We start from the raw sequence: 22,466 nt of genomic DNA on the forward strand, positions 1-22,466 counted from the left end.
TTTATACCGCGTATTCAAATTTTTTCAATATACTTTCTATTGTTAATTTTTTCTTTTCGGATTCATTTAAATCTAAAATAACTTCACCTTTATGTAGCATTATTAGCCTATTACCATACTGAAGTGCATCCTTTAAATTATGAGTTATCATTAATGTAGTAATATTTTTTTCTTTTACAATCTTTTGAGTTAACTCCATTATCTCATTAGATGTCTTTGGATCTAATGCTGCAGTATGTTCATCTAACAACAGTAACTTAGGAGCAGATAGGCTTGCCATTATCAATGATAGAGCTTGTCTTTGTCCCCCTGATAAATAATTTACATTCACATCTAAAAGCTTCTTTAGATCTAATGATATTCCATTTAAAAGAGCTTCCAGTTCTTTAGTTTTATATCTAAGGCAATATTTAAAATTAATTAATTTACCCTTATTTAAAGCCAGAGATAAATTTTCTCTAACGGTCATGGATGGACATGTTCCTAAGGATGGGTTTTGAAAAACCCTGCTTACAATTCTTGTTACTTTATGTTCAGGCATTTTAGTTAAATCATTTCCTTCAAGAAAAATATTACCTGAGCTTTCTTTAACTAATCCAGAAATTATATTTAATAATGTGGACTTACCTGTTCCATTGCTACCAATTATGCTTATAAAATCCCCTTCGTTAATGTCTAAATTAATGCCCTTAAATAACACATTTTCACCTAAATAAGAATTATAAAAAATTTTTGATAAATCTTGTATTTTTAACATTTAATAACCACCCCCGTATAGATTTGTTACTTTCACTATTACTTCTACCACCAACTGTTATAAATAAAATTATTACAAAAGATGTGACCATTTTTAAATCCACAGGTGTAAGTCCAAAATTCATAGCTAAATATATGGTAATTTGGTAGATTAGAGTGCCTATAATTACACTACTTGTCTGTTTTATAAACTTGCCGTTTTTAATAATAGATGATCCAATGATTATAGAAGCTATACCTAAAATTAATGTACCTATGCCCATAGATATATCCGAAAATCCTTGATATTGAGCCATCATACTTCCAGAAAAAGCTATAAGTCCATTAGATATCATAAGTCCTAATATTTTTATTTTACCTATTTCTACGCCTAAAGATTTAATCATTTGTGGGTTATCGCCCACACCTTTCAATGCATATCCTAATCCTGTTTTTAAAAACATATCGATAGCAACTTTAAATATTACAACTAAGATTAAAGCTACAATTAAAGGGTTGAAATCATAAAAAATATTTTCATCATTAAAGAGGGCAATGTTTGCCTTTCCCATAATCCGTAGGTTTAGAGAATATAAAATCCCCATTACTAGAATGCCTGAAAGTAAGTTTGATATTTTAAATTTAACATGGAGTATTCCCGTTAATAACCCCGCTATACACCCAGAAGCTAGCGCAAGCACTGAGCCTAAAATAGGAGAAATTCCACTTTTTAAGGTTACAGCTATTATTGCTGCCCCTAAGGAAAAACTTCCATCAGCAGATAAGTCCGGAAAGTCCAAAATTTTATAGCTTATATACACCCCCAATACCATGATTGATAAAATTAAGCTTTGTACTAATATTCCTGTTGCGACTTCCATCAAAATCCTCCTTTGTAAAATTAAGAAAAGATATTTAAAATACAAAAAAAAGCCACATAGAATATCTATGTGACTTTTTTCATATAACTTATGAAAAACTTATAATCATAGTCAACATAGATACAAATCATTTGATGCAAGCATCAATGGACCTGTACCTATGTTTAATTTTTAGGTACAAATCCTATGTAAATTGGCGACTAAAGACAAATTGTATTTTTTGATTTAATAAGTTTTTCATAATTAATCTCTCCTTAAAAAAATATTATATTTATAATACCATTCTTATCTTTAATAATCAAGAATATTTTTTCGTTAAAACTATTTTATTATTTCGGTTTTATAGGGTGTACAACCTTATGCAAATATAAATAATATAATTTATTTTATTTGTAAGAATTTATTTAATCTTGTATAATATTATAATGAGACAAGAAGGCCTACTCAAATATTAAATGCTTCTAGTTTTTTTATTTAAGAGACTAGTTTAGAAAAAAATAAAGGGTTACTTTTTATAATTGTGATATTTATGTTAATGTAGTAGGGCGACTAAATTTAGATGGGACTTCTGGAGAGTTAGGGCTTGGTATTGTCTAGCGTGAAAAGTAAGGAAATAAAGCTCGACAAACAATTATTGTATAAGTGCGAAAAGAAAATTAATGCTAAGGATATTAATATTATAGGGACGGCTTCATTAAAAGATATTATAAGATTTTTTAATGGCACTATTTATTAAGTAGGGAGAAAAAGATGAGAGAAGAAAAAAGCAAGGAACTTATGAATATATTAAAAAGAATGGCCCCTGGAACGACGCTTAGGGAAGGACTTGAAAATATCTTAAGAGCTAAAACGGGAGGGCTTATTGTTTTAGGAGACAGTAAGGAAATATTAGACATCGTAGATGGCGGATTTCGAATAAATGCGGACTATAGCCCTGCTTATGTATATGAACTAGCAAAGATGGATGGAGCCATAGTAATAAGCAGTGATTTGAAAAAAATATTATATGCTAATACTCAGCTCATGCCAAGCCCTACAATACCCACTTTTGAAACAGGGACAAGGCATAGGACAGCTCAAAGAATAGCTAAGCAGACTGGGTATGCTGTTGTTGCAATATCACAAAGAAGAACCATCATAACTGTATACAAAGATGATATAAAATATGTTTTAAGAGATAGTAGTATTATTTTAGCGAAGGCAAATCAAGCTATTCAGACATTAGAAAAGTATGTTTCAGTTCTTGAGCGAGTAGTAAGTAATCTAAATCTTTTAGAATTTCAAGATTTAGCAACCTTGTTTGATGTAATATCAGCAATACAAAGAACAGAAATGGTTATGAGGATAGTTGGTGAAATTGAAAGGCATATATGTGAACTAGGAAATGAGGGCAGACTAATTTCAATGCAACTAAATGAGTTAATTAGAAGTGTTGAGGAGGATGGGATACTCTTAATAAGGGATTATTGTCAAAGTGGTATGGATTATACGCAAATATATAGCCAAATAGAAAATATGAGTTCTGAAGAGCTCATGGATTTAGATTTTATTTCTAGGATTATTGGATATATAGGTGTTCCGTTAGTAGATACTCTAATTTCTCCAAGAGGATATAGAATGCTTGGTAAGATACCTAGAATACCTGTAAATGTTATAGAAAATTTAGTTAAGCACTTTAGAGAATTAAAAACTACAATGGAAGCTTCTTATCAACAACTTGATAGCGTAGAAGGTATTGGGGAAGCAAGGGCTAAAGCTATTAAAAATGGGTTAAGAAGGTTAAAAGAGCAATTTATGTTAGATAAGCAAATATAGCATAAAATAAGTTTTAACTTATTTTATGCTATATTTACTAACGCATAGTATATTTACCTAAGGTACTTATTTTGTTATACTCTTTTAAAAGAATATCATATAAGTTTAAGTCTACAAGATTACATAAAGAAGCAATATAAAAAAGGTTGTTTCCTAATTCTTTTTCTAAGACTTCTCTACAGTTTTCACAAAGATTACCTAGCATGTGGGTATCAAGTGAAGCACTAAGAGTATCCAAATCTAAATCATCTATATCAGCAGGAGTATATTGCTTCTTTGCTTCCACGCCAATACAACCACAATTGGTAACAGACTTTGCAACAGCTCTGTTAACTCTAGCCTGAGACTCTTGAAGTTTGGTGATTATATCCAAAATACTTTTATGTCGTAATAGGGACTCATCCACAGAGTTTTGAAAATTATCAAAAATACAATCTTTCATTAAGTTCAACTCCTTTTAATCATTTAAGTAGCTATACTATCTTTATTATAGGATTTACATTACGTTTTTGTCAATAAATTAAGTACGCATTTAACCTTATGAATATATAATAAAGCAACAGGAGTTTTATTAATAGGGGGCGTGTTATGTTAAATATTGGCCAAAAAATATTTGTAGCATATTATGGTGCTGGGTATGTACAGAATATAAACAGTGAAGAATTGTATAATATAAAATGTAAATATATAAATATATATCTTTTATTAGATAATATGAATTTTATGATTCCGATAGATAAAATAGAGAAACATAAAATAAGAAACATTTCAAATAAAGTAGAATTAGAAACAGTTTTAAATACAATATCAAATAGGTCCAATTGTATAGAAAGTAATTGGAATAATAGATATAGATTTAACAAGAAAAAAATCCAAAGTGGTAATGCTCTAAAAATGTGCGAGGTACTTAGGGATTTATATTATTTAAAGAAGAAAGATATGCTTCCACCGGGTGAGTTAAAGATTCTAGAAAGAGTTGAAGGGATGGTAGCCAGTGAAATAATGTTAGTGTTTGAACTTAATATGGAACAAGCGTTAAACAAAATAAGGGATTTCGTTTAACAAATTGTTAATTCTAGGGTGCATTTTATTGAAATGCACAACTTTATAGTATATATTAGATAATAACAGGATATAAATCCAAATAAGTGTTAATAATTTAGAAGGAGGTGAAATTTTTTGTTAAAAAAAATTTTGAGAGGACTTTTTACAATCATAGGACTAATTTTGGGGTACTTAATAGGAGATATGCTTCTAAGCACAAGCTATTTAGGTGGGCTTAATTATTTAAAAAATGGTACAATTCAAGGAATAATATTCATTATTTTTTCTACTTTAATTTTTGGAGTTATTTTATTTCTAATATCTCCTATAATCGTATCTTTTATAATGAAGTTTATGGATCATGTGGAGAAAAGCACACAAAAAATGCCGACTTCTCAAATTATTTTTGGTACAGGAGGGGCAATAATAGGGCTTGTAATAGCATCTTTGTTTGCGGGATTATTTAAGTACCAATCTCTTATATGGAATATTATTGCAGTTATTTTTACTGTTATAATGGCAGCTTTAGGAGCAGATATTTGCGCTAGAAAAAGAGATGAAATATTATCCTTCTTTACAAGCATTAAAAGGAAAGATGGATTCAAAGATAAGAAAATCAAAGGATTTACTAATGAAAATCCTAAGGTGCTAGATACATCAGTAATAATTGATGGTAGAATATTTGATATTTGTCAAACGGGTTTTGTTGAAGGGCCACTAGTAATACCAACTTTCGTATTGGAGGAGCTTAGGCATATAGCTGATTCATCAGATGGGCTTAAAAGGAATAGAGGCAGAAGAGGATTAGATATACTAAACAAAATTCAAAAGGAATTAAATATAGAAGTTGAAATTTGGGAGAAAGACTTTCCCAATATTGCAGAAGTAGATAGCAAACTTCTTAAGTTAGCTCAAGTTTTGAATGGTAAAGTAATTACTAACGATTTTAATCTTAACAAGGTAGCTGAATTCCAAGGAGTTCCAGTTTTAAATATTAATGAACTTGCAAATGCAGTAAAGCCAGTAGTTCTACCAGGGGAAGAAATGAAAATTCAAGTGATGAAAGATGGAAAAGAATCGGGCCAAGGGATAGCTTATTTAGATGATGGTACAATGATTGTTGTTGAAGGTGGAAGACGATATATTGGTGAAAATATAGTTGTTATTGTAACATCAGTACTTCAGACGGCAGCAGGTAGAATGATTTTTGCTAAAAATAAGGATTCTTTGGTAAAAAGTTAGTCATATTGTGTGAGTAACTTTTTTATAAGTAAAAACGATGCTATTGTACTTATTAATGATGGGTCTAGAACATTTATAAACGAATATGTTATAAGCTATTAGTGACAACTTAGATGATGGTTTTACTATTGACAGTAGCATATTTAATGTGTATATTGATTAATAACTATAAAAAATATTAAATCTAAATTAAATAGTAGGTTGAGAGACTTTCAAAGTTTTTAACCCGTTTCGGAGCTGTAGCAAAACTACCGGTAGAATAACCGTTAAAAAATGAGTACAAATTTAGGTGGTACCGTGATAAAGCTCGCCCTAAAACAGGGTGAGCTTTATCATTTTTTTGATGTTTTTTATTTTAAATGTGTATCATGTAAATAATAAATTCAAGGATAAAAGATATAAGCGGTAAAGATGGGCAGGACCTTAGTAAGTACATTGATATAGAAATACCTATAACGATAAAAAGTAGTAGCCGTGTTATAAGCCACCATACAATGGCTACTACCTTTTATCATAGAAATGTCTAATAAATAAAAAGGAGAATAAGCATGGAATTTAATATGCTAAAGGGTAAATTTACAGTAGAACAAGTTAAACAGATAAATCCACTAGTGCTTGCATTAGTTGGAGATGCAGTTTATGAGGTATTTATTAGAACCTATCTTGTGGAAAAAAATAGAAATATGAATGTTCATAAAATTCATATTAAAACAGTTGAACATGTAAAAGCACATGCGCAAAGTGAGTATATGAAATTCTTTATAGAAAATCTAAATGAAGAAGAGCTCAGTATATTTAAAAGAGCTAGAAACTCTAAAAGTGGCACAACACCTAAAAATGGAGATTTAAATGAATATAAATGGGCTACGGGGTTTGAAGCTTTAGTGGGATTTCTATATTTAAGTGAAAAGAATGAAAGACTAAACTATATTTTCGAGAAGATTATAAACCACGATTTGGGGGCTGAGTAATTGTGCTTAAGGTTAAATTAATTGAACATACGCCTAATCCAGAAAAAATTATAGCAGCGGCAGCTAAACTCTGTTATAGTCAAGTTGGGGTTGATGAAATACTAGAAGGTTTGAATGAACAAAAAACACAAAAGTTGTTAGACATGTTAATGACTTATGGCCATCATTCGCCAATAGAACATGTGAGCTTTACTTTTGCAATTGAGGGCATATCTAGAAGTTTGACCCATCAATTAGTGAGACATAGGGTGGCATCATATTCTCAACAGAGTCAGAGATATGTAAAGCTTGAACAATTTGAATATATAATTCCTCCCAATATTGAAAAAGATGAAGAAGCAAAAATAATATTCATAGAATCTATGAAGCGCATTCAAGAGGAGTATAATCAGTTAGTAGAGATATTGTGTAGAAATGAATTGGCTAATCTTTTAAAAGAATATTTAAAGGATGAAAAATTAATAAATACTGAAGAAATTGAGAAAAAACAATATACAATTATTAAGGGCAAAGCTGAGAAAAAGGCTATCGAAGATGCGAGATATGTATTTCCAAATGCTTGTGAAACTAAAATGATAGTTACTATGAATGCTAGAGAATTAATTCATTTCTTTAATCAGAGATGTTGTACTAGAGCTCAATGGGAAATACGTCAAATGGCAAAAACAATGCTGATGCAAGCGAGGAGTGTAGCACCTGTACTTTTTAAATATGCAGGGCCAAGTTGTGTTAGTGGACCATGCCCTGAAGGCGGTATGAGTTGTGGAAAAATGATGGAAATAAGAAAAGAATATGAAGTTAAATAGATAAAGAGAGAGGTATTTGAAATGAGCGATAATAAAAAATATCAAGGAAACAGTGGATTTGGAAGTAGTAGGGAAGAGAAAACTGGAACAGGGTCTAAAAGGGTTAGGACGAGCGAAAAAGGTGCGAAAGAAAGTAGAGGGTTTTCAAGTAGTAAATATGATAAAGGTGGAGCGTCTTCCAGAAGATTTAGAGGTGACGAGCAGGGTACAAAAGAAAGTAGAGAAGATAAAGGCAGAGTAGGTAATAAAAGAAACAAACAAAGTGAAGAGAATGCACCAGAAAACAAAAAATTTGCTAGGGAAAGAACTGAAATAAGCCCTAAGAATAGCAATGTTAATAAAGAAGTTGAGACTAAAATCATTAGAGAGGATTTAGTTGAAGGAAGAAATGCAGTTATAGAAGCGCTAAAATCAGATAGAACCATAGAGTACATTCTTATTGCCAAAGGTGATATGGTAGGATCTATAAGCGTGGTACTAGCATTAGCCAAAGAAAAAGGAATTGTTACGAAAGAAGTAGATAGAAGAAAACTAGATGAAATATCACAAACTTCATCACATCAAGGAGTTATTGCTATAGTAACACCTTACAAATATTTTCAATTAAATGACATATTTGAATATGCGCGAGAAAGAGGAGAAAAGCCTTTTATAATTATACTAGATGAAATTGAAGATCCACATAACTTTGGGTCTATCATAAGAACTGCAGAGGTATGCGGAGCTCACGGAATAATTATACCTAAGAGAAAAAATGTGGGAGTTACACCAACAGTGTATAAAACATCAGCTGGTGCAATTGAACATATGAAAATAGTAAAAGTAACTAATATAAATGCAACTATTGAAGAAATAAAAGGACTCGGAGTATGGGTTTATGGTGCGGATATGGATGCCGAAAATTATGTTTTTAATACTGATTTAACTGGTGCGGTAGCCCTTGTTATTGGAAGTGAGGGTAGAGGCATTTCTAAACTTACAAAAGAAAAATGTGATGTTCTAGTAAAAATACCCATGGCAGGGAAAATAACATCTTTAAATGCATCGGTTGCAGGTGGTATAATAATGTATGAAATTATGAAGCAAAAGATTAAATGAGGTAAAAAGTGAAAACAGTTTTTGTTGATGGGTATAATGTTATAAATAGCTGGCCAAATCTTAAAAAGATTAAAGATTTTAGTTACGAATCTTCACGCCTGCAGCTTATTGACACTCTTCAAAATCACTCGGGATTTAAAGGGTATAAAATATTTATAGTTTTTGATGCACAAATGGTTAAAGGTAGCCTTCAAAAAAAAGAAAGACAAGGAAATTTAGTTGTGATTTTTACAAAAGAGGGCGAAACGGCAGATGATTATATTGAGAGAATGGTCAATAATATAGGACGAAAATCCGAAGTCTGCGTTGTCACGTCAGACTCGCTAGAGCAGCAAGTTACCTTTCAAAGAGGGGCCACTCGAATGTCTTCCATTGAATTTTATCACGAAGTAATTAGTACACAAAAAGAGATTCAAATAAATATCGAAAAAAAGCATTTAGGAAAAAGAAATTGGTTAGAAGAGAGAATAGATGAAAAAACATTAAAAAAACTTGAAAAAATACGCAGGAGCCATTGAATTTTCTTGACTATAGAAATTGCACTAAGGTATAATCATCTATATGACACATGTTTGGTGTGGAGGGGATATTTGTTGGAAAAAATCATTAGAGCTAGTATGGATACTTCATGCTTTGAAGAAAGATTGGATGAAGAAGTAGTCATTGAAGCACAAAATGGAAATGTTAGAGCACAAGAATATTTAATTAATAAATACAGGAATTTTATTAAAGCCAAGGCTAAGTCGTATTTTTTGATTGGGGCTGATAAAGAAGATATTTATCAAGAAGGAATGATAGGTCTCTATAAGGCCATTAGAGATTTTAAGGCAGATAGATTATCTTCTTTTAGGGCTTTCGCAGAAATTTGTGTTACAAGACAGATAATTACAGCAATAAAAACAGCTACTCGCCAAAAACACATTCCCCTTAATACATATATATCTTTAAATAAGCCAATATATGACGAGGAATCAGACAGAACATTATTGGATGTGTTATCAGGTGCTAAAATTACTGATCCCGAAGAGCTAGTTATAAGCCGTGAAGAAGTAATAAGCATTCAAAATGAAATTGGGGAAGTTCTTTCAGAACTAGAGATGGAAGTGTTGATGTCATACTTAGATGGTAAATCTTATCAAGAGATTGCTTGTGATTTAGATAGGCATGCAAAGTCTATTGATAATGCGCTACAAAGAGTAAAAAGAAAATTAGAAAAATGTCTAAGCAAAAGGTGAAAATACATTGACAAAAAAATAAACAGTAGTATAATCAATAATTGGTGTATAGCTTTAAGTTGTACGTCGGCGGGAGTAGCTCAGTGGTAGAGCACCAGCTTCCCAAGCTGGGTGTCGCGGGTTCGATACCCGTTTCCCGCTCCAAAATTTAATGCCCATATAGCTCAGTCGGCAGAGCGTCACCTTGGTAAGGTGGAGGTCACCGGTTCAATTCCGGTTATGGGCTCCATAACTATTAAATCCGTACAATACACTAGGATGAGTTTACTTGCACAAAAGTGTAATTATTTATATTGAGGAGGAATACAAAATGGCAAAGGCAAAGTTTGAAAGAAGCAAACCACACGTAAACATTGGAACAATAGGGCACGTAGATCACGGCAAGACAACATTAACAGCTGCAATAACAGCAGTACTCGCAACTAAAGGTTTAGCAGAAGTATCTAGGTTTGACCAAATTGACAAAGCACCTGAGGAAAGAGAAAGAGGAATTACAATAAATACATCACATGTTGAGTATGAAACAGATAATAGACATTATGCACATGTTGATTGCCCAGGGCATGCAGATTATGTAAAGAACATGATCACAGGCGCAGCACAAATGGATGGAGCAATTCTAGTTGTTAGTGCAGCAGATGGCCCAATGCCTCAAACAAGAGAGCATATACTATTAGCAAGCAGAGTTGGAGTAGGATATATAGTAGTATTCTTAAACAAAGCAGATATGGTAGATGATCCAGAATTATTAGAACTTGTTGAAATGGAAGTAAGAGAATTATTAAGTGAGTATGACTTCCCTGGTGACGACATTCCAGTAGTAACAGGATCAGCATTAAAAGCATTAGAAAACCCAACTGATGAAGAAGCATCAAAATGCATAGCTGAATTAATGGAAGCAGTAGATAGCTACATTCCAACACCAACAAGAGCAACAGATAAAGCATTCTTAATGCCAGTAGAAGATGTATTCACAATCACAGGTAGAGGAACAGTTGCTACAGGAAGAGTTGAAGCTGGGATACTTAAGGTTGGAGAAGAAGTAGAAATCGTAGGACTTAGCGAAGATAAAAGAAAAGTTGTATGTACAGGAGTTGAAATGTTCAGAAAACTTTTAGATCAAGCAATGGCCGGAGACAACATCGGAGCATTACTAAGAGGAGTACAAAGAACAGATATTCAAAGAGGTCAAGTGCTTTCTAAGCCAGGTTCAATACATCCACATGATAAATTTGTAGGTCAAGTATATGTACTTAAAAAAGAAGAAGGCGGAAGACATACTCCATTCTTCGACGGATATAGACCACAATTTTATTTCAGAACAACTGATGTAACTGGATCAATAAAATTACCAGACGGAATGGAAATGGTAATGCCAGGAGATCACATAGACATGAATGTTGAACTAATCACTCAAGTAGCAATGGATGAGGGATTAAGATTCGCAATCAGAGAAGGTGGAAGAACAGTAGGTTCAGGAGTTGTTACTTCAATAGTTAAATAATACAAACAAAAAAATGCATTATGAATTAGAAGAAAGAAAATTGTTTAATAAAAAAACACCTTGAACTAATTCATTGACATATGTATTAAATTGTGATAACTTATTTAAGTATAACAAAAATGCTAAAGATAGCTTAGCGCTTAATAAGTATGAGCTTTCTTAAATAGATGGAAAACCGGGAGGTGTAGATTGTGAGAGTAAAAGTAACTTTAGCTTGTACTGATTGCAAACAGAGAAATTACAATACAATGAAAAACAAAAAAAATAACCCAGACAGAATAGAAATGAAGAAATACTGTAAGTTCTGCCACAAACATACACTTCATAAAGAAACAAAATAATACAGCATTAAACACAAAACAGTAGGGATGTGAATAAAATGGCTGTTACTGGGAATGTTAAAGTAAAGGAAAAATCAAACCAAAAAGGTATAGTGAAGTTTTTCAATGAACTTAAGGCAGAGGCGAAAAGAATAACTTGGCCTTCAAAACAAGATGTTAAAAAGGCAACTTTTGCAGTGACAAGTTTTTGTTTTATTTTTGTGATTTTAATAGGTTTGTTGGATTATGGTTTTAAGAACCTCTATAAACTAATCTTTAAATAAGGTAAAGGAAGGAGGTAGGGGGACGGAATACTCCACCCCTTGAGCTATGGCAGATAAAGCTAAATGGTATGTTGTACATACATATTCTGGTTATGAAAATAAAGTTAAAGTCAACCTAGAAAAAGCGATCGAAAATAGAAATCTTGAAGAATATGTACATGATATTCAAGTACCTATGGAAGAAGTAGTTGAAGTAAAGGATGGAAAAAAGAAAATAACTTTAAAAAAGGTGTTTCCAGGTTATGTTATGGTTAAAATGCTTATGACAGATGAATCTTGGTATATAGTTAGAAATACCAGAGGTGTAACTGGGTTCGTAGGACCGGGTTCTAAACCGGTAGCTCTTACTGAAGATGAAGTTAGAACTATGGGTATAGCAGAAAAAACTATAGTTGTTGACTACGAAATAGGTGAGAATATTCAGGTGACATTTGGACCATTAGAAGGATTTGTTGCTTTAATACAAGAAATTCATTTGGAAAAGCAAAAAATTAAAGCACTTATAAATATGTTTGGCAGGGAAACTCCTGTTGAACTAGAATTCAATCAAATACAAAAACTAGACTAGATACTTAATAAAACGAAAGTTTTAGTAAGTGGGAGGATTTTTAATCCGTTTACCACAATATAGGAGGTATAAATTCATGGCTAAGAAAATAACAGGGATGATAAAACTTCAACTTCCTGCAGGAAAAGCTACCCCAGCACCACCAGTTGGACCAGCACTTGGACAACACGGAGTTAATATCATGGGATTCTGTAAAGAATTCAACGCGAAAACTTCGGATCAAGCAGGTATGATAATACCAGTAGTAATAACAGTATATCAAGATAGATCTTTTAGTTTCATACTGAAAACTCCACCAGCAGCAATATTGTTAAAGAAAGCAGTTGGATTAGAAAGCGGTTCTGGTGTTCCAAACAAAACCAAAATTGCTACAGTTTCTAAAGCTAAAGTAAGAGAAATAGCAGAACTTAAGATGCCAGATTTAAATGCAGCATCAATTGAATCTGCAATGAGTATGATAGCTGGAACAGCAAGAAGTATGGGAATAGTTGTAGAAGAATAATTTTAAATTAATTACGTGGGAGGTAAAAACCGTTATTACCACGAAGGAGGATACTATTATGGGAAAAAATTACATAGAAAGCGCTAAGCTTATAGATAAAAATGCTCTATATACACCAACAGAAGCTATGGAACTTGTGGTGAAAACATCTAAAGCTAAGTTCGATGAAACTATAGAACTCGCTGTAAGCCTTGGTGTTGATCCAAGACATGCAGACCAACAAGTTAGAGGTGCAGTAGTACTTCCTCATGGAACAGGTAAAACAGTTAAAGTTTTAGTTTTTGCTAAAGGCGAGAAAGCTAAAGAAGCGGAACTTGCAGGAGCAGACTTCGTTGGAACTGATGAATTAGTTGAAAAAATACAAAAAGAAAATTGGTTTGAATTTGATATAGTTGTTGCTACTCCAGATATGATGGGTGTTGTTGGTAAATTAGGTAGAGTACTTGGACCTAAGGGATTAATGCCAAATCCAAAGTCAGGAACAGTTACATTTGATGTTGCTAGAGCAATAAATGAAATAAAAGCTGGTAAAGTTGAGTATAGAGTTGATAAAACTTCTATAATTCATGTACCGCTTGGTAAAAAATCTTTTGGTGCTGACAAATTAGTTGCAAACTTTCATGCTTTAATGGAAGCAGTAGTTAAAGCTAAACCATCAGCAGCTAAAGGACAATACTTAAAATCAGTATCAGTTTCAAGCACTATGGGACCTGGAATAAAAGTCAATCAAGCTAAAGTATTAGACTAGTATTGACAAATAGGGTTAAACATGATACAATTTCCAGAGTGAAATAAATGATATTCCGTAGATAGTAGGTGCGAAAGCGTAAAAGACAACATGCCTACCGAGGATTCCTATAAGTATACTTGTATACATATATTAGGTCTCTTCGTGTCTACGGAGAGATTTTAATTTTTTATAAAGCAGTTAAAAACTGTTAGGAGGTGGATATATAGTGTTAAGCAATAATAGACAAGTAAAAGAAGCAAAAGTAGCAGAAATAAAAGAAAAATTAGCAAAAGCTCAAGGTGTAGTATTTAGTCAATATCAAGGTCTAAATGTAGAAGAAGATACGCAACTAAGAAAAAACCTTAGAGAAGTTGGGGTAGAATATAAAGTTTATAAAAACACTTTAGTTATTCTAGCGGCTAGGGAATTAGGAATTGAAGGTATAGAAACTCACCTACAAGGATCTATTTCAATGGCATTTGGATATGAAGATGCAACTGTTGCAGCTAGAGTTTTAAATGAATTTGCAAAAACTCATAAAAAGTTAGAGCTTAAAGCAGGCATAATTCAAGGTAAAATATTCGATGGTGCCGAGGTTAATGCTCTTGCATCAATACCACCAAGAAATGTTCTTATTGCAAAATTACTTGGAAGCTTCAAAGCTCCATTATCAAATCTTGCATACCTATTGAATTCAGTTAAAGAGCAAAAGGAATCAGCTCAATAATATTTCAAATATTAAGCTGAACTACATAGCGATTTTTAATTGATTCAAATCATGCCTTTTTTAAAAGGTAAGTACAAAACAATATTTATATGAAAAAAATTCGGAGGTGCATTTATAATGACAAGAGAAGAAATTATTCAAGCTATAAAAGATATGAGTGTTTTAGAATTAAATGAATTAGTAAAAGAGTGTGAAACAGAATTTGGAGTGAGTGCTTCTGCACCAGTTGCAGTTGCAGGAGTTGCTACAGCAGCTGTTGAAGAAAAAACTGAATTTGACGTAATTTTAACTAGTGCAGGCGCTAGCAAAATTAAAGTTATTAAAGTTGTTAGAGAAATAACTGGATTAGGATTAAAAGAAGCTAAAGATATAGTTGATGGAGCACCTAAGGCAATTAAAGAAGCTATAAGCAAAGAAGATGCAGAAGCATTAAAAGCTAAAATAGAAGAAGTTGGCGGCGCAGCAGAAATAAAATAATTTTATCATAAACAGGGTACTTTTAGATAAGAGTGCCCTTTTTTAAAATGTTATGTTGACATAGAATTATACTTATGATAATATAGCGTAATGCATTAAAACTAGTAGTTTAACGTTAAAAAAGAAATTACTGGTTAATGTGAATTGAATTAACAAAAATGGTTATAATAACATAATAAATATGTGAATCCAAAAGCATAAGGTCCTAGGGGAAAGTGTGTTTTTGGTTATTTTAGTTTATACAAGGGGTGAAAGCTGATGGTACATCCTGTCCAATTAGGTAAAAGAACAAGAATGAGTTTTTCAAAAATAGGTGAAGTAACTGATATGCCAAATTTAATTGAGATACAGTTAGACTCTTATAATTGGTTTTTAAAAGAAGGACTTCAAGAGGTTTTTGACGATATAAATCCTATTCAAGACTATACTGGGAATCTTGTTCTAGAGTTTGTAGGATACAAACTTGATACAGATAACATTAAGTATACTGAAGAACAATGTAAGGAAAGAGATACAACTTACGCAGCACCGTTAAAAGTTAAGGTTAGATTGCGTAATAATGAAACAGGTGAAATTAAGGAACAAGAAGTCTTTATGGGAGACTTCCCACTGATGACACCACAAGGAACATTTGTTATAAATGGAGCAGAAAGAGTTATAGTAAGTCAATTGGTTAGATCACCAGGGGTTTATTACAATTATTCTGTTGATAAAACTGGAAAAAAACTTTACTCTGCAACGGTAATCCCAAACAGAGGAGCATGGCTCGAGTATGAAACAGATTCTAATGAAATTGTATATATTAGAATTGACAAGACAAGAAAACTGCCTATAAGTATTTTGGCCAGAGCTATGATGGATAATGGTAGCGATTTAGACTTACATCAATTATTAGGTGAAGAAGAAAGACTAAAAGCTACAATAGAAAAAGATAATACTAAAACAAGAGAAGAAGCTTTGATAGAAATATATAAGAGATTAAGGCCAGGCGAACCACCTACAGTGGATAGTGCGGTATCTCTTATTGATTCACTATTCTTTGATGCTAAGAGATATGATTTATCAAGAGTTGGTAGATATAAATTTAATAAGAAGTTATCAATTAATCACAGAATTGCAAACAAAATTGCTGCTGAAAATATTGTTAACCCTACAACTGGCGAAGTTATAGTTGAAAAAGGTCAAAAGATAGATAGAGAAGTTGCTCTAGAAATTCAAAACTTAGGAATTAATGTAGTAGATCTTCAAGTAGAGGATAAGGTGTTAAGAGTTATAGGAAATCACTTTGTTAACATTAATAAAGTAGTTAACTTTGATATTTCTGATCTTAATATTAGGGAAATGGTCCATTATCCAACATTAAAAGAGATATTGGATAATTTTAGTGATGAAGAATCAATTAAAGAACAAATAAAAGCTAATAAAACTAGATTAATACCTAAACATATAATTAAAGATGATATGTATGCTACAGTGAGCTACGAGTTAGGACTAACTTACGATATCGGTTATATTGATGATATTGATCATTTAGGAAACAGAAGAATTAGATCTGTAGGTGAACTTTTACAAAATCAATTTAGAATTGGTTTATCTAGAATGGAAAGAGTTGTCAAAGAAAGAATGACAATCCAAGACCAAGAAGGAATAACGCCTCAGGCGCTTATAAACATAAGGCCTGTAGCCGCAGCTATAAAAGAATTCTTTGGAAGTTCACAACTTTCTCAGTTTATGGACCAAACAAATCCATTATCAGAACTTACAAATAAAAGAAGATTATCTGCACTAGGACCAGGCGGTCTCTCTAGGGAGAGAGCTGGGTTTGAGGTTAGAGATGTTCATTACTCGCATTATGGCAGAATGTGCCCTATAGAAACTCCAGAAGGACCCAATATAGGACTTATTAATTCACTTGCGAGTTACGCTAAAGTTAACGAATATGGGTTTATTGAAACACCATATAGGATTGTAGATAAGAAAACATCAGTAGTTACAAACGAAATTGTGTATATGACTGCGGATGAAGAAGATGCATATCTAGTAGCACAGGCAAGTGAACCAATTAGCGAAGATGGTACTTTTGTAGATGAAAAAGTAACTGTAAGAGCTAAAGAAGAAGTAATGGTTGTTCCAAAAGAAGAAGTAGATCTTATGGATATATCGCCAAGACAGATAGTTTCTGTTGCTACAGCAATGATTCCATTCCTTGAAAATGATGATGCTAGTCGTGCGCTAATGGGTTCCAACATGCAACGTCAAGCAGTACCACTACTTAAATCACAATCGCCAATTGTAGCTACTGGAATAGAATATAGAGCTGCAGTAGATTCTGGTGTACTTCCGAAAGCTAAAAACGCCGGCACAGTTGAGTATGTAAGTGCTAACGAAATTAAGGTAAGAAGAGATTCAGATAGTGGATTAGATGTTTATAAAATTCTAAAGTTTAAAAGATCTAATCAGGGTACGTGTATAAATCAAAAACCTATAGTTAATAAAGGCGAAAAAGTTGAAGTAAATACTGTTTTAGCAGATGGACCTTCAACTGACCTTGGAGAAATAGCATTAGGTAAGAACATCCGTATTGGGTTTGTAACTTGGGAAGGTTATAACTATGAGGATGCGATGTTAATATCTGAAGAACTTGTTCGTGATGATATATTTACATCGGTGCACATTGAAGAATATGAATCAGATGCAAGAGATACAAAGCTTGGACCAGAAGAAATAACTAGGGATATTCCTAATGTTGGCGAAGATGCACTTAAAGATATAGATGAGGGCGGAATAATAAGAATAGGTGCTGAGATAAGATCTGGAGATATTCTAGTTGGAAAAGTAACTCCAAAGGGAGAAACAGAACTTACCGCAGAGGAAAGATTATTAAGGGCAATATTTGGAGAAAAGGCAAGAGAAGTAAGAGATACATCACTTAGAGTGCCACATGGCGAAGCTGGAATAATAGTTGACGTTAAAGTGTTCACTAGAGAAAATGGTGATGAACTTCCACCAGGTGTAAATGAACTAGTTAGATGTTATATAGCTCAAAAGAGAAAGATATCTGTAGGCGATAAGATGGCAGGAAGACATGGTAATAAAGGGGTTATATCTAGAGTATTACCAGTAGAAGATATGCCGTTTTTACCTGATGGAAGGCCACTTCAAATATGCTTAAATCCACTAGGTGTTCCTTCTCGTATGAATATAGGCCAGGTATTAGAGGTCCACTTAGGATGGGCAGCTAGTGAATTAGGTTGGCATATTGCAACGCCAGTATTTGATGGTGCGCTTGAAGAAGAAATTGAAGCGTGCTTGGAAAAAGCAGGATATAATACAGATGGAAAAACTGATTTATATGATGGAAGAACAGGAGAAGCATTTGACAACAGAGTTACTGTTGGATATATGTATATCTTAAAGTTACATCATTTAGTAGATGACAAAATACATGCTAGATCTACAGGTCCATATTCTCTCGTAACTCAGCAACCATTAGGTGGTAAAGCACAGTTTGGTGGCCAAAGGTTTGGAGAAATGGAAGTTTGGGCATTAGAAGCTTATGGTTCAGCTCATACATTACAAGAGATTTTAACAGTTAAATCCGATGACGTTGTAGGAAGAGTTAAAACATATGAAGCAATAGTAAAAGGCGAGAATATTCCAGAACCTGGTGTGCCTGAATCCTTTAAAGTTCTTATAAAGGAATTACAAGCGTTGTGTTTAAATGTTAAAGTTCTTACTGATGAATTAGAAGAAATTAAACTGAAGGAATCAGTTGATGATGAAATGGAAGAATTAAATTTAAATGTTAACATAGAAGGATCAGAAGATATAATTCCTGAAGCACCAACGGAAGAGTACATTGAGCTTATCGATGAAGATGAAGAACTGGACATTGATATAAATTATGATGAAATACCGGCAGAAGAATTTGGTGAAGACTTAGAATTAAATGATTTTAATGATGAACATTAATATGAAGGGAGGATGAACCCTTGTTTGAATTTAATAATTTTGATGCTATTCAAATAGGATTAGCATCACCGGAACAGATCAGAGAATGGTCAAAAGGTGAAGTAAAAAAACCAGAGACTATAAACTATAGAACTTTAAAACCTGAAAGAGATGGGTTGTTTTGTGAAAGAATATTTGGACCAATTAAAGATTGGGAATGTCACTGTGGAAAATACAAGAGAGTAAGATATAAGGGAATAGTTTGTGATAGATGTGGTGTTGAAGTTACAAAATCTAAAGTAAGACGTGAAAGAATGGGGCATATCGAACTTGCTGCCCCAGTATCTCACATTTGGTATTTTAAAGGAATACCATCTCGTATGGGACTTATTTTAGATATGTCACCTAGATCTCTAGAAAAGATTCTTTATTTTGCTTCTTATGTAGTATTAGATCCAAAAGAAACATCACTACTTAAAAAACAAATCCTTAGTGAAAAAGAGTATAGAGAAGCTATTGATAAATTTGGAAATGATAGTTTTGTAGCTGGTATGGGTGCAGAATCTGTGAAAGTACTTTTACAAGATATAAACTTAGAAGAATTATCTAAGGAATTAAAAGAAGACCTAAAAACGAGTACAGGACAAAAAAGAATCAGAAGTATAAGAAGACTAGATGTGTCAGAATCATTTAGAAAATCTAAAAACAAACCTGAATGGATCATAATCGATGTAATACCAGTTATACCTCCTGATTTAAGACCGATGGTACAATTAGACGGAGGAAGATTTGCTACATCTGATTTAAATGATTTGTATAGAAGGGTAATAAACCGTAACAATAGGCTAAAAAAACTTCTAGATTTAGGTGCTCCAGATATAATTGTTAGAAATGAAAAAAGAATGCTCCAAGAAGCTGTAGATGCATTAATTGATAATGGAAGAAGAGGAAGGCCAGTTACGGGACCAGGGAACAGACCTTTAAAATCTCTATCTGACATGTTAAAAGGAAAGCAAGGAAGATTCAGGCAAAATTTACTTGGAAAACGTGTTGATTACTCAGGCCGTTCAGTTATAGTTGTTGGACCAGAGTTACAAATGTATCAATGTGGTCTTCCAAAAGAGATGGCTTTAGAATTATTTAAGCCTTTTGTTATGAAAAAGCTAGTTGGAAGTGGAGTAGCGCATAATATTAAGAGTGCTAAGAGAATGGTAGAGAGAGTTATGCCTCAAGTATGGGATGTACTTGAAGAAGTAATAGCTGATCACCCAGTACTATTAAATCGTGCACCTACACTTCATAGACTAGGAATTCAAGCTTTCCAACCTATACTTGTAGAAGGTAGGGCTATTAAACTACATCCGCTTGTATGTACGGCTTATAATGCTGACTTTGATGGAGATCAAATGGCGGTACATGTACCTCTATCTGTTGAAGCTCAAGCTGAAGCAAGGTTCTTAATGCTTGCTGCACATAACATTATGAAACCATCAGATGGTAAACCGGTTTGCGTACCTACTCAAGATATGGTTTTAGGAGCTTACTATTTAACTATTGATAAAGATGGTGCTAAAGGTGAGGGAAGATCATTCTCATCGCCAGATGAAGTAATAATGGCTTATCAAGTAAAGGATATTGATATTCATGCTAAAATTAAAGTTAAGTTATTTGGCACCGTTGATGGTGTAAGTATAACTTCAATTATAGAAACTACACCTGGAAAACTAATTTTCAATGAAACTATACCTCAAGATTTAGGGTTTATTGATAGAAGCATTCCTGGAAATGAATTGAAATTTGAGATAGACTTCTTGGTAAGTAAAAAGAATCTTGGTAGTATTATTGATAAATGCTACTTAAAATATGGGCCTTCAGAAACTTCTAAGATGCTAGACAAAATAAAGGCTAAGGGATATCATTACTCAACAATTGGAGCAATTACGGTTGCTACATCTGACATGGTGGTTCCAGAGGCTAAAAAAGCATTGTTAAAAGATGCGGATGAAACTGTTGAAAAAATTGAGAAGATGTATCGAAGAGGATTTATATCCGAGGAAGAAAGATACCAAAGAGTAATAGAAAAATGGACTAAAACTACAGAAGATGTGGCAAATGCACTAATGGATAGTTTGGATAAATTCAATCCGATATTCATGATGGCAGATTCAGGTGCCAGAGGGTCTAAGAGTCAGATCAAACAATTAGCAGGTATGAGAGGCCTTATGGCTAATCCATCTGGTAAGATAATTGAGTTGCCTATTAGAGCATCCTTTAGAGATGGACTAAGTGTATTAGAGTACTTTATTTCAACACATGGAGCTAGAAAAGGTAACGCAGATACAGCACTTAAAACAGCTGACTCAGGTTATTTAACAAGAAGGCTTGTTGATGTATGCCAGGATGTTATCGTAAGACACGAAGATTGTGGAACGGATGAAGGTTTTGAAGTTTCAGAGATTCGTGATGGAAGTGAAGTAATTGAACAGTTAGTTGAAAGATTGACTGGAAGATATTCCGCTGAAGATATTATTCATCCAAAAACAGGCAAAGTAATAGTTCCTAAGAATGAGTATATGGATATTAAGTTAGCAGAAGAAGTTCAAAAGTCTGGTGTGAAAAAAGTTATGATTAGATCGGTATTTACATGTAAGGCTAAAATTGGAGTTTGTTCTAAATGTTATGGAATGAATATGGCAACGTCTCAAAAGATTAACATTGGCGAAGCCGTAGGCATAATTGCAGCTCAATCTATAGGAGAACCGGGTACACAACTTACAATGAGAACATTCCATACAGGTGGAGTAGCAGGATCAGATATAACCCAAGGTCTTCCAAGAGTTGAGGAATTATTTGAAGCTAGAAAACCAAAGGGACTCGCAATAGTAAGTGATGTATGCGGTAGCGTTAAAATGGAAGATACTAAGAAAAAGAGAGTTGTCATTGTAATTGGTGATGCAGGGGAAGAACTAAGTTATGATATACCTTTTGGATCAAGATTAAAAGTTGCAAATGGTGATAGAATTGAGGCCGGAGATGAGATAATTGAAGGTTCAGTTAATCCGCACGATATTTTAAGAATAAAAGGCGTTAACGGAGTTAAAAATTATTTATCGTCAGAGGTACAGAAAGTTTATAGACTTCAAGGTGTTGATATAAATGATAAACATTTAGAGGTTGTTGTGAGACAGATGACAAGAAAAGTAAAGGTTGAGGAATCTGGAGATACTGAACTACTTCCAGGGAACTTAGTAGATATATTTGCTTTTGAAGATGCTAATGCAAAAATTGAAGCTGAAGGTGGAGTACCTGCTCAGGGGAAAATTTCTCTATTAGGTATAACTAAAGCGGCACTTGCAACAGAATCATTCTTGTCAGCAGCATCATTCCAGGAGACAACAAGAGTACTTACTGATGCGGCTATTAAGGGTAAAATTGATCCATTGCTTGGATTAAAAGAAAATGTAATAATTGGTAAACTGATACCTGCGGGTACTGGAATGACAAGATATAGAACAATAAAAATCAATACTGAAGATGATGAAAAGGTAGAAATTGAAAATGATTTGGAAGTATAGG

At 33.1% G+C, this 22,466-nt stretch carries 21 protein-coding genes, 2 tRNA genes and 1 other annotated feature; of the genes, 20 read left to right on the top strand and 3 right to left on the bottom strand.

Features of this window, described 5'->3' with window-relative positions:
- Position 1: 1 nt before the first annotated feature.
- Positions 2 to 757, bottom strand: coding sequence for an ABC transporter ATP-binding protein (locus tag ACWJJ2_RS15005; protein WP_216302349.1), 756 nt, complete (start codon positions 755 to 757; stop codon positions 2 to 4).
- Positions 720 to 1,616 carry an ABC transporter permease gene (locus tag ACWJJ2_RS15010; protein WP_220319770.1) on the bottom strand — a complete coding sequence of 299 codons (897 nt, stop codon included), beginning with the start codon at positions 1,614 to 1,616 and terminating at the stop codon, positions 720 to 722. The genes ACWJJ2_RS15005 and ACWJJ2_RS15010 overlap by 38 nt, the downstream gene beginning before the upstream one ends.
- Positions 1,617 to 2,366: 750 nt before the next feature.
- On the opposite strand from ACWJJ2_RS15010, the gene disA reads away from it, so the two are divergent.
- Positions 2,367 to 3,431 carry a DNA integrity scanning diadenylate cyclase DisA gene (gene disA, locus ACWJJ2_RS15015; protein ID WP_216302352.1) on the top strand — a complete coding sequence of 355 codons (1,065 nt, stop codon included), beginning with the start codon at positions 2,367 to 2,369 and terminating at the stop codon, positions 3,429 to 3,431.
- Between the two features lie 37 nt (positions 3,432 to 3,468).
- On the opposite strand, the gene ACWJJ2_RS15020 is transcribed toward disA, so the two are convergent.
- Positions 3,469 to 3,873: a nucleoside triphosphate pyrophosphohydrolase family protein gene (locus ACWJJ2_RS15020; RefSeq protein ID WP_216302353.1), complete on the bottom strand. Its 405-nt coding sequence runs from the start codon at positions 3,871 to 3,873 to the stop codon at positions 3,469 to 3,471.
- Between the two features lie 146 nt (positions 3,874 to 4,019).
- Here ACWJJ2_RS15020 and ACWJJ2_RS15025 point away from each other — a divergent pair, with 146 nt between their 5' ends.
- From ACWJJ2_RS15025 to rpoC, 19 genes are all read left to right on the top strand, one after another.
- A complete protein-coding gene (locus tag ACWJJ2_RS15025; RefSeq protein WP_216302354.1) occupies positions 4,020 to 4,493 on the top strand; it encodes a CarD family transcriptional regulator in 474 nt (157 codons plus the stop codon).
- 117 nt (positions 4,494 to 4,610) lie between these two features.
- Positions 4,611 to 5,717, top strand: coding sequence for a PIN/TRAM domain-containing protein (locus ACWJJ2_RS15030; protein ID WP_216302355.1), 1,107 nt, complete (start codon positions 4,611 to 4,613; stop codon positions 5,715 to 5,717).
- A gap of 548 nt (positions 5,718 to 6,265) precedes the next feature.
- Positions 6,266 to 6,688: a Mini-ribonuclease 3 gene (locus tag ACWJJ2_RS15035; protein WP_216302356.1), complete on the top strand. Its 423-nt coding sequence runs from the start codon at positions 6,266 to 6,268 to the stop codon at positions 6,686 to 6,688.
- Positions 6,688 to 7,494, top strand: a complete 807-nt coding sequence (thyX, locus tag ACWJJ2_RS15040) for an FAD-dependent thymidylate synthase (RefSeq protein ID WP_220286395.1) — start codon at positions 6,688 to 6,690, stop codon at positions 7,492 to 7,494. Before ACWJJ2_RS15035 ends, thyX begins: the two co-directional genes overlap by 1 nt.
- A gap of 312 nt (positions 7,495 to 7,806) precedes the next feature.
- Positions 7,807 to 8,592: a 23S rRNA (guanosine(2251)-2'-O)-methyltransferase RlmB gene (gene rlmB, locus ACWJJ2_RS15045; protein WP_258280778.1), complete on the top strand. Its 786-nt coding sequence runs from the start codon at positions 7,807 to 7,809 to the stop codon at positions 8,590 to 8,592.
- A gap of 8 nt (positions 8,593 to 8,600) precedes the next feature.
- On the top strand, positions 8,601 to 9,110 hold the full coding sequence (locus tag ACWJJ2_RS15050) for an NYN domain-containing protein (RefSeq protein WP_216302358.1): 510 nt from the start codon (positions 8,601 to 8,603) through the stop codon (positions 9,108 to 9,110).
- A gap of 99 nt (positions 9,111 to 9,209) precedes the next feature.
- Positions 9,210 to 9,827, top strand: coding sequence for an RNA polymerase sporulation sigma factor SigH (gene sigH / locus ACWJJ2_RS15055; protein WP_165414377.1), 618 nt, complete (start codon positions 9,210 to 9,212; stop codon positions 9,825 to 9,827).
- Between the two features lie 69 nt (positions 9,828 to 9,896).
- Positions 9,897 to 9,971 (top strand) — tRNA-Gly (locus ACWJJ2_RS15060).
- 9 nt (positions 9,972 to 9,980) lie between these two features.
- Positions 9,981 to 10,056: transfer RNA gene (locus tag ACWJJ2_RS15065), tRNA-Thr, on the top strand.
- A gap of 81 nt (positions 10,057 to 10,137) precedes the next feature.
- Complete coding sequence (gene tuf / locus ACWJJ2_RS15070; protein WP_216302359.1) at positions 10,138 to 11,331, top strand: elongation factor Tu; 1,194 nt, start codon at positions 10,138 to 10,140, stop codon at positions 11,329 to 11,331.
- A gap of 191 nt (positions 11,332 to 11,522) precedes the next feature.
- Positions 11,523 to 11,672, top strand: a complete 150-nt coding sequence (gene rpmG, locus ACWJJ2_RS15075; RefSeq protein ID WP_125002828.1) for a 50S ribosomal protein L33 — start codon at positions 11,523 to 11,525, stop codon at positions 11,670 to 11,672.
- Positions 11,673 to 11,710: 38 nt separating this feature from the next.
- Positions 11,711 to 11,935, top strand: a complete 225-nt coding sequence (gene secE, locus ACWJJ2_RS15080) for a preprotein translocase subunit SecE (protein ID WP_165414399.1) — start codon at positions 11,711 to 11,713, stop codon at positions 11,933 to 11,935.
- Between the two features lie 46 nt (positions 11,936 to 11,981).
- Positions 11,982 to 12,503 (top strand): transcription termination/antitermination protein NusG, encoded by a 522-nt coding sequence (nusG, locus tag ACWJJ2_RS15085; RefSeq protein ID WP_216302360.1) that lies wholly within the window; start codon positions 11,982 to 11,984, stop codon positions 12,501 to 12,503.
- Positions 12,504 to 12,579: 76 nt separating this feature from the next.
- A complete protein-coding gene (gene rplK / locus ACWJJ2_RS15090; RefSeq protein ID WP_071614644.1) occupies positions 12,580 to 13,005 on the top strand; it encodes a 50S ribosomal protein L11 in 426 nt (141 codons plus the stop codon).
- A 58-nt stretch (positions 13,006 to 13,063) separates the two neighbouring features.
- Positions 13,064 to 13,753: a 50S ribosomal protein L1 gene (rplA, locus tag ACWJJ2_RS15095; protein ID WP_216302361.1), complete on the top strand. Its 690-nt coding sequence runs from the start codon at positions 13,064 to 13,066 to the stop codon at positions 13,751 to 13,753.
- Positions 13,754 to 13,790: 37 nt separating this feature from the next.
- Positions 13,791 to 13,927, top strand: a sequence feature (ribosomal protein L10 leader region).
- Between the two features lie 34 nt (positions 13,928 to 13,961).
- Complete coding sequence (rplJ, locus tag ACWJJ2_RS15100; RefSeq protein WP_165414402.1) at positions 13,962 to 14,462, top strand: 50S ribosomal protein L10; 501 nt, start codon at positions 13,962 to 13,964, stop codon at positions 14,460 to 14,462.
- Between the two features lie 117 nt (positions 14,463 to 14,579).
- Entirely contained in the window at positions 14,580 to 14,939 is a 360-nt protein-coding gene (gene rplL / locus ACWJJ2_RS15105) for a 50S ribosomal protein L7/L12 (RefSeq protein WP_165414403.1), read from the top strand.
- 258 nt (positions 14,940 to 15,197) lie between these two features.
- On the top strand, positions 15,198 to 18,911 hold the full coding sequence (rpoB, locus tag ACWJJ2_RS15110) for a DNA-directed RNA polymerase subunit beta (protein ID WP_165414404.1): 3,714 nt from the start codon (positions 15,198 to 15,200) through the stop codon (positions 18,909 to 18,911).
- A gap of 20 nt (positions 18,912 to 18,931) precedes the next feature.
- Positions 18,932 to 22,465 (top strand): DNA-directed RNA polymerase subunit beta', encoded by a 3,534-nt coding sequence (gene rpoC / locus ACWJJ2_RS15115; protein WP_216302362.1) that lies wholly within the window; start codon positions 18,932 to 18,934, stop codon positions 22,463 to 22,465.
- Position 22,466 lies beyond the last annotated feature (1 nt).

The sequence above is a fragment of the Clostridium sp. CM039 genome, assembly GCF_055081075.1.

Excerpts from the sequence above, each read along its gene's own strand:
- ACWJJ2_RS15005 (WP_216302349.1), bottom strand. The coding sequence starts at position 757 with ATGTTAAAAATACAAGATTTATCAAAAATTTTTTATAATTCTTATTTA.
- ACWJJ2_RS15010 (WP_220319770.1), bottom strand. The coding sequence starts at position 1,616 with ATGGAAGTCGCAACAGGAATATTAGTACAAAGCTTAATTTTATCAATC.
- disA (WP_216302352.1), top strand. The coding sequence starts at position 2,367 with ATGAGAGAAGAAAAAAGCAAGGAACTTATGAATATATTAAAAAGAATG.
- ACWJJ2_RS15020 (WP_216302353.1), bottom strand. The coding sequence starts at position 3,873 with ATGAAAGATTGTATTTTTGATAATTTTCAAAACTCTGTGGATGAGTCC.
- ACWJJ2_RS15025 (WP_216302354.1), top strand. The coding sequence starts at position 4,020 with ATGTTAAATATTGGCCAAAAAATATTTGTAGCATATTATGGTGCTGGG.
- ACWJJ2_RS15035 (WP_216302356.1), top strand. The coding sequence starts at position 6,266 with ATGGAATTTAATATGCTAAAGGGTAAATTTACAGTAGAACAAGTTAAA.
- sigH (WP_165414377.1), top strand. The coding sequence starts at position 9,210 with ATGGATACTTCATGCTTTGAAGAAAGATTGGATGAAGAAGTAGTCATT.
- tuf (WP_216302359.1), top strand. The coding sequence starts at position 10,138 with ATGGCAAAGGCAAAGTTTGAAAGAAGCAAACCACACGTAAACATTGGA.
- secE (WP_165414399.1), top strand. The coding sequence starts at position 11,711 with ATGGCTGTTACTGGGAATGTTAAAGTAAAGGAAAAATCAAACCAAAAA.
- nusG (WP_216302360.1), top strand. The coding sequence starts at position 11,982 with ATGGCAGATAAAGCTAAATGGTATGTTGTACATACATATTCTGGTTAT.
- rplK (WP_071614644.1), top strand. The coding sequence starts at position 12,580 with ATGGCTAAGAAAATAACAGGGATGATAAAACTTCAACTTCCTGCAGGA.
- rplA (WP_216302361.1), top strand. The coding sequence starts at position 13,064 with ATGGGAAAAAATTACATAGAAAGCGCTAAGCTTATAGATAAAAATGCT.
- rplL (WP_165414403.1), top strand. The coding sequence starts at position 14,580 with ATGACAAGAGAAGAAATTATTCAAGCTATAAAAGATATGAGTGTTTTA.
- rpoB (WP_165414404.1), top strand. The coding sequence starts at position 15,198 with ATGGTACATCCTGTCCAATTAGGTAAAAGAACAAGAATGAGTTTTTCA.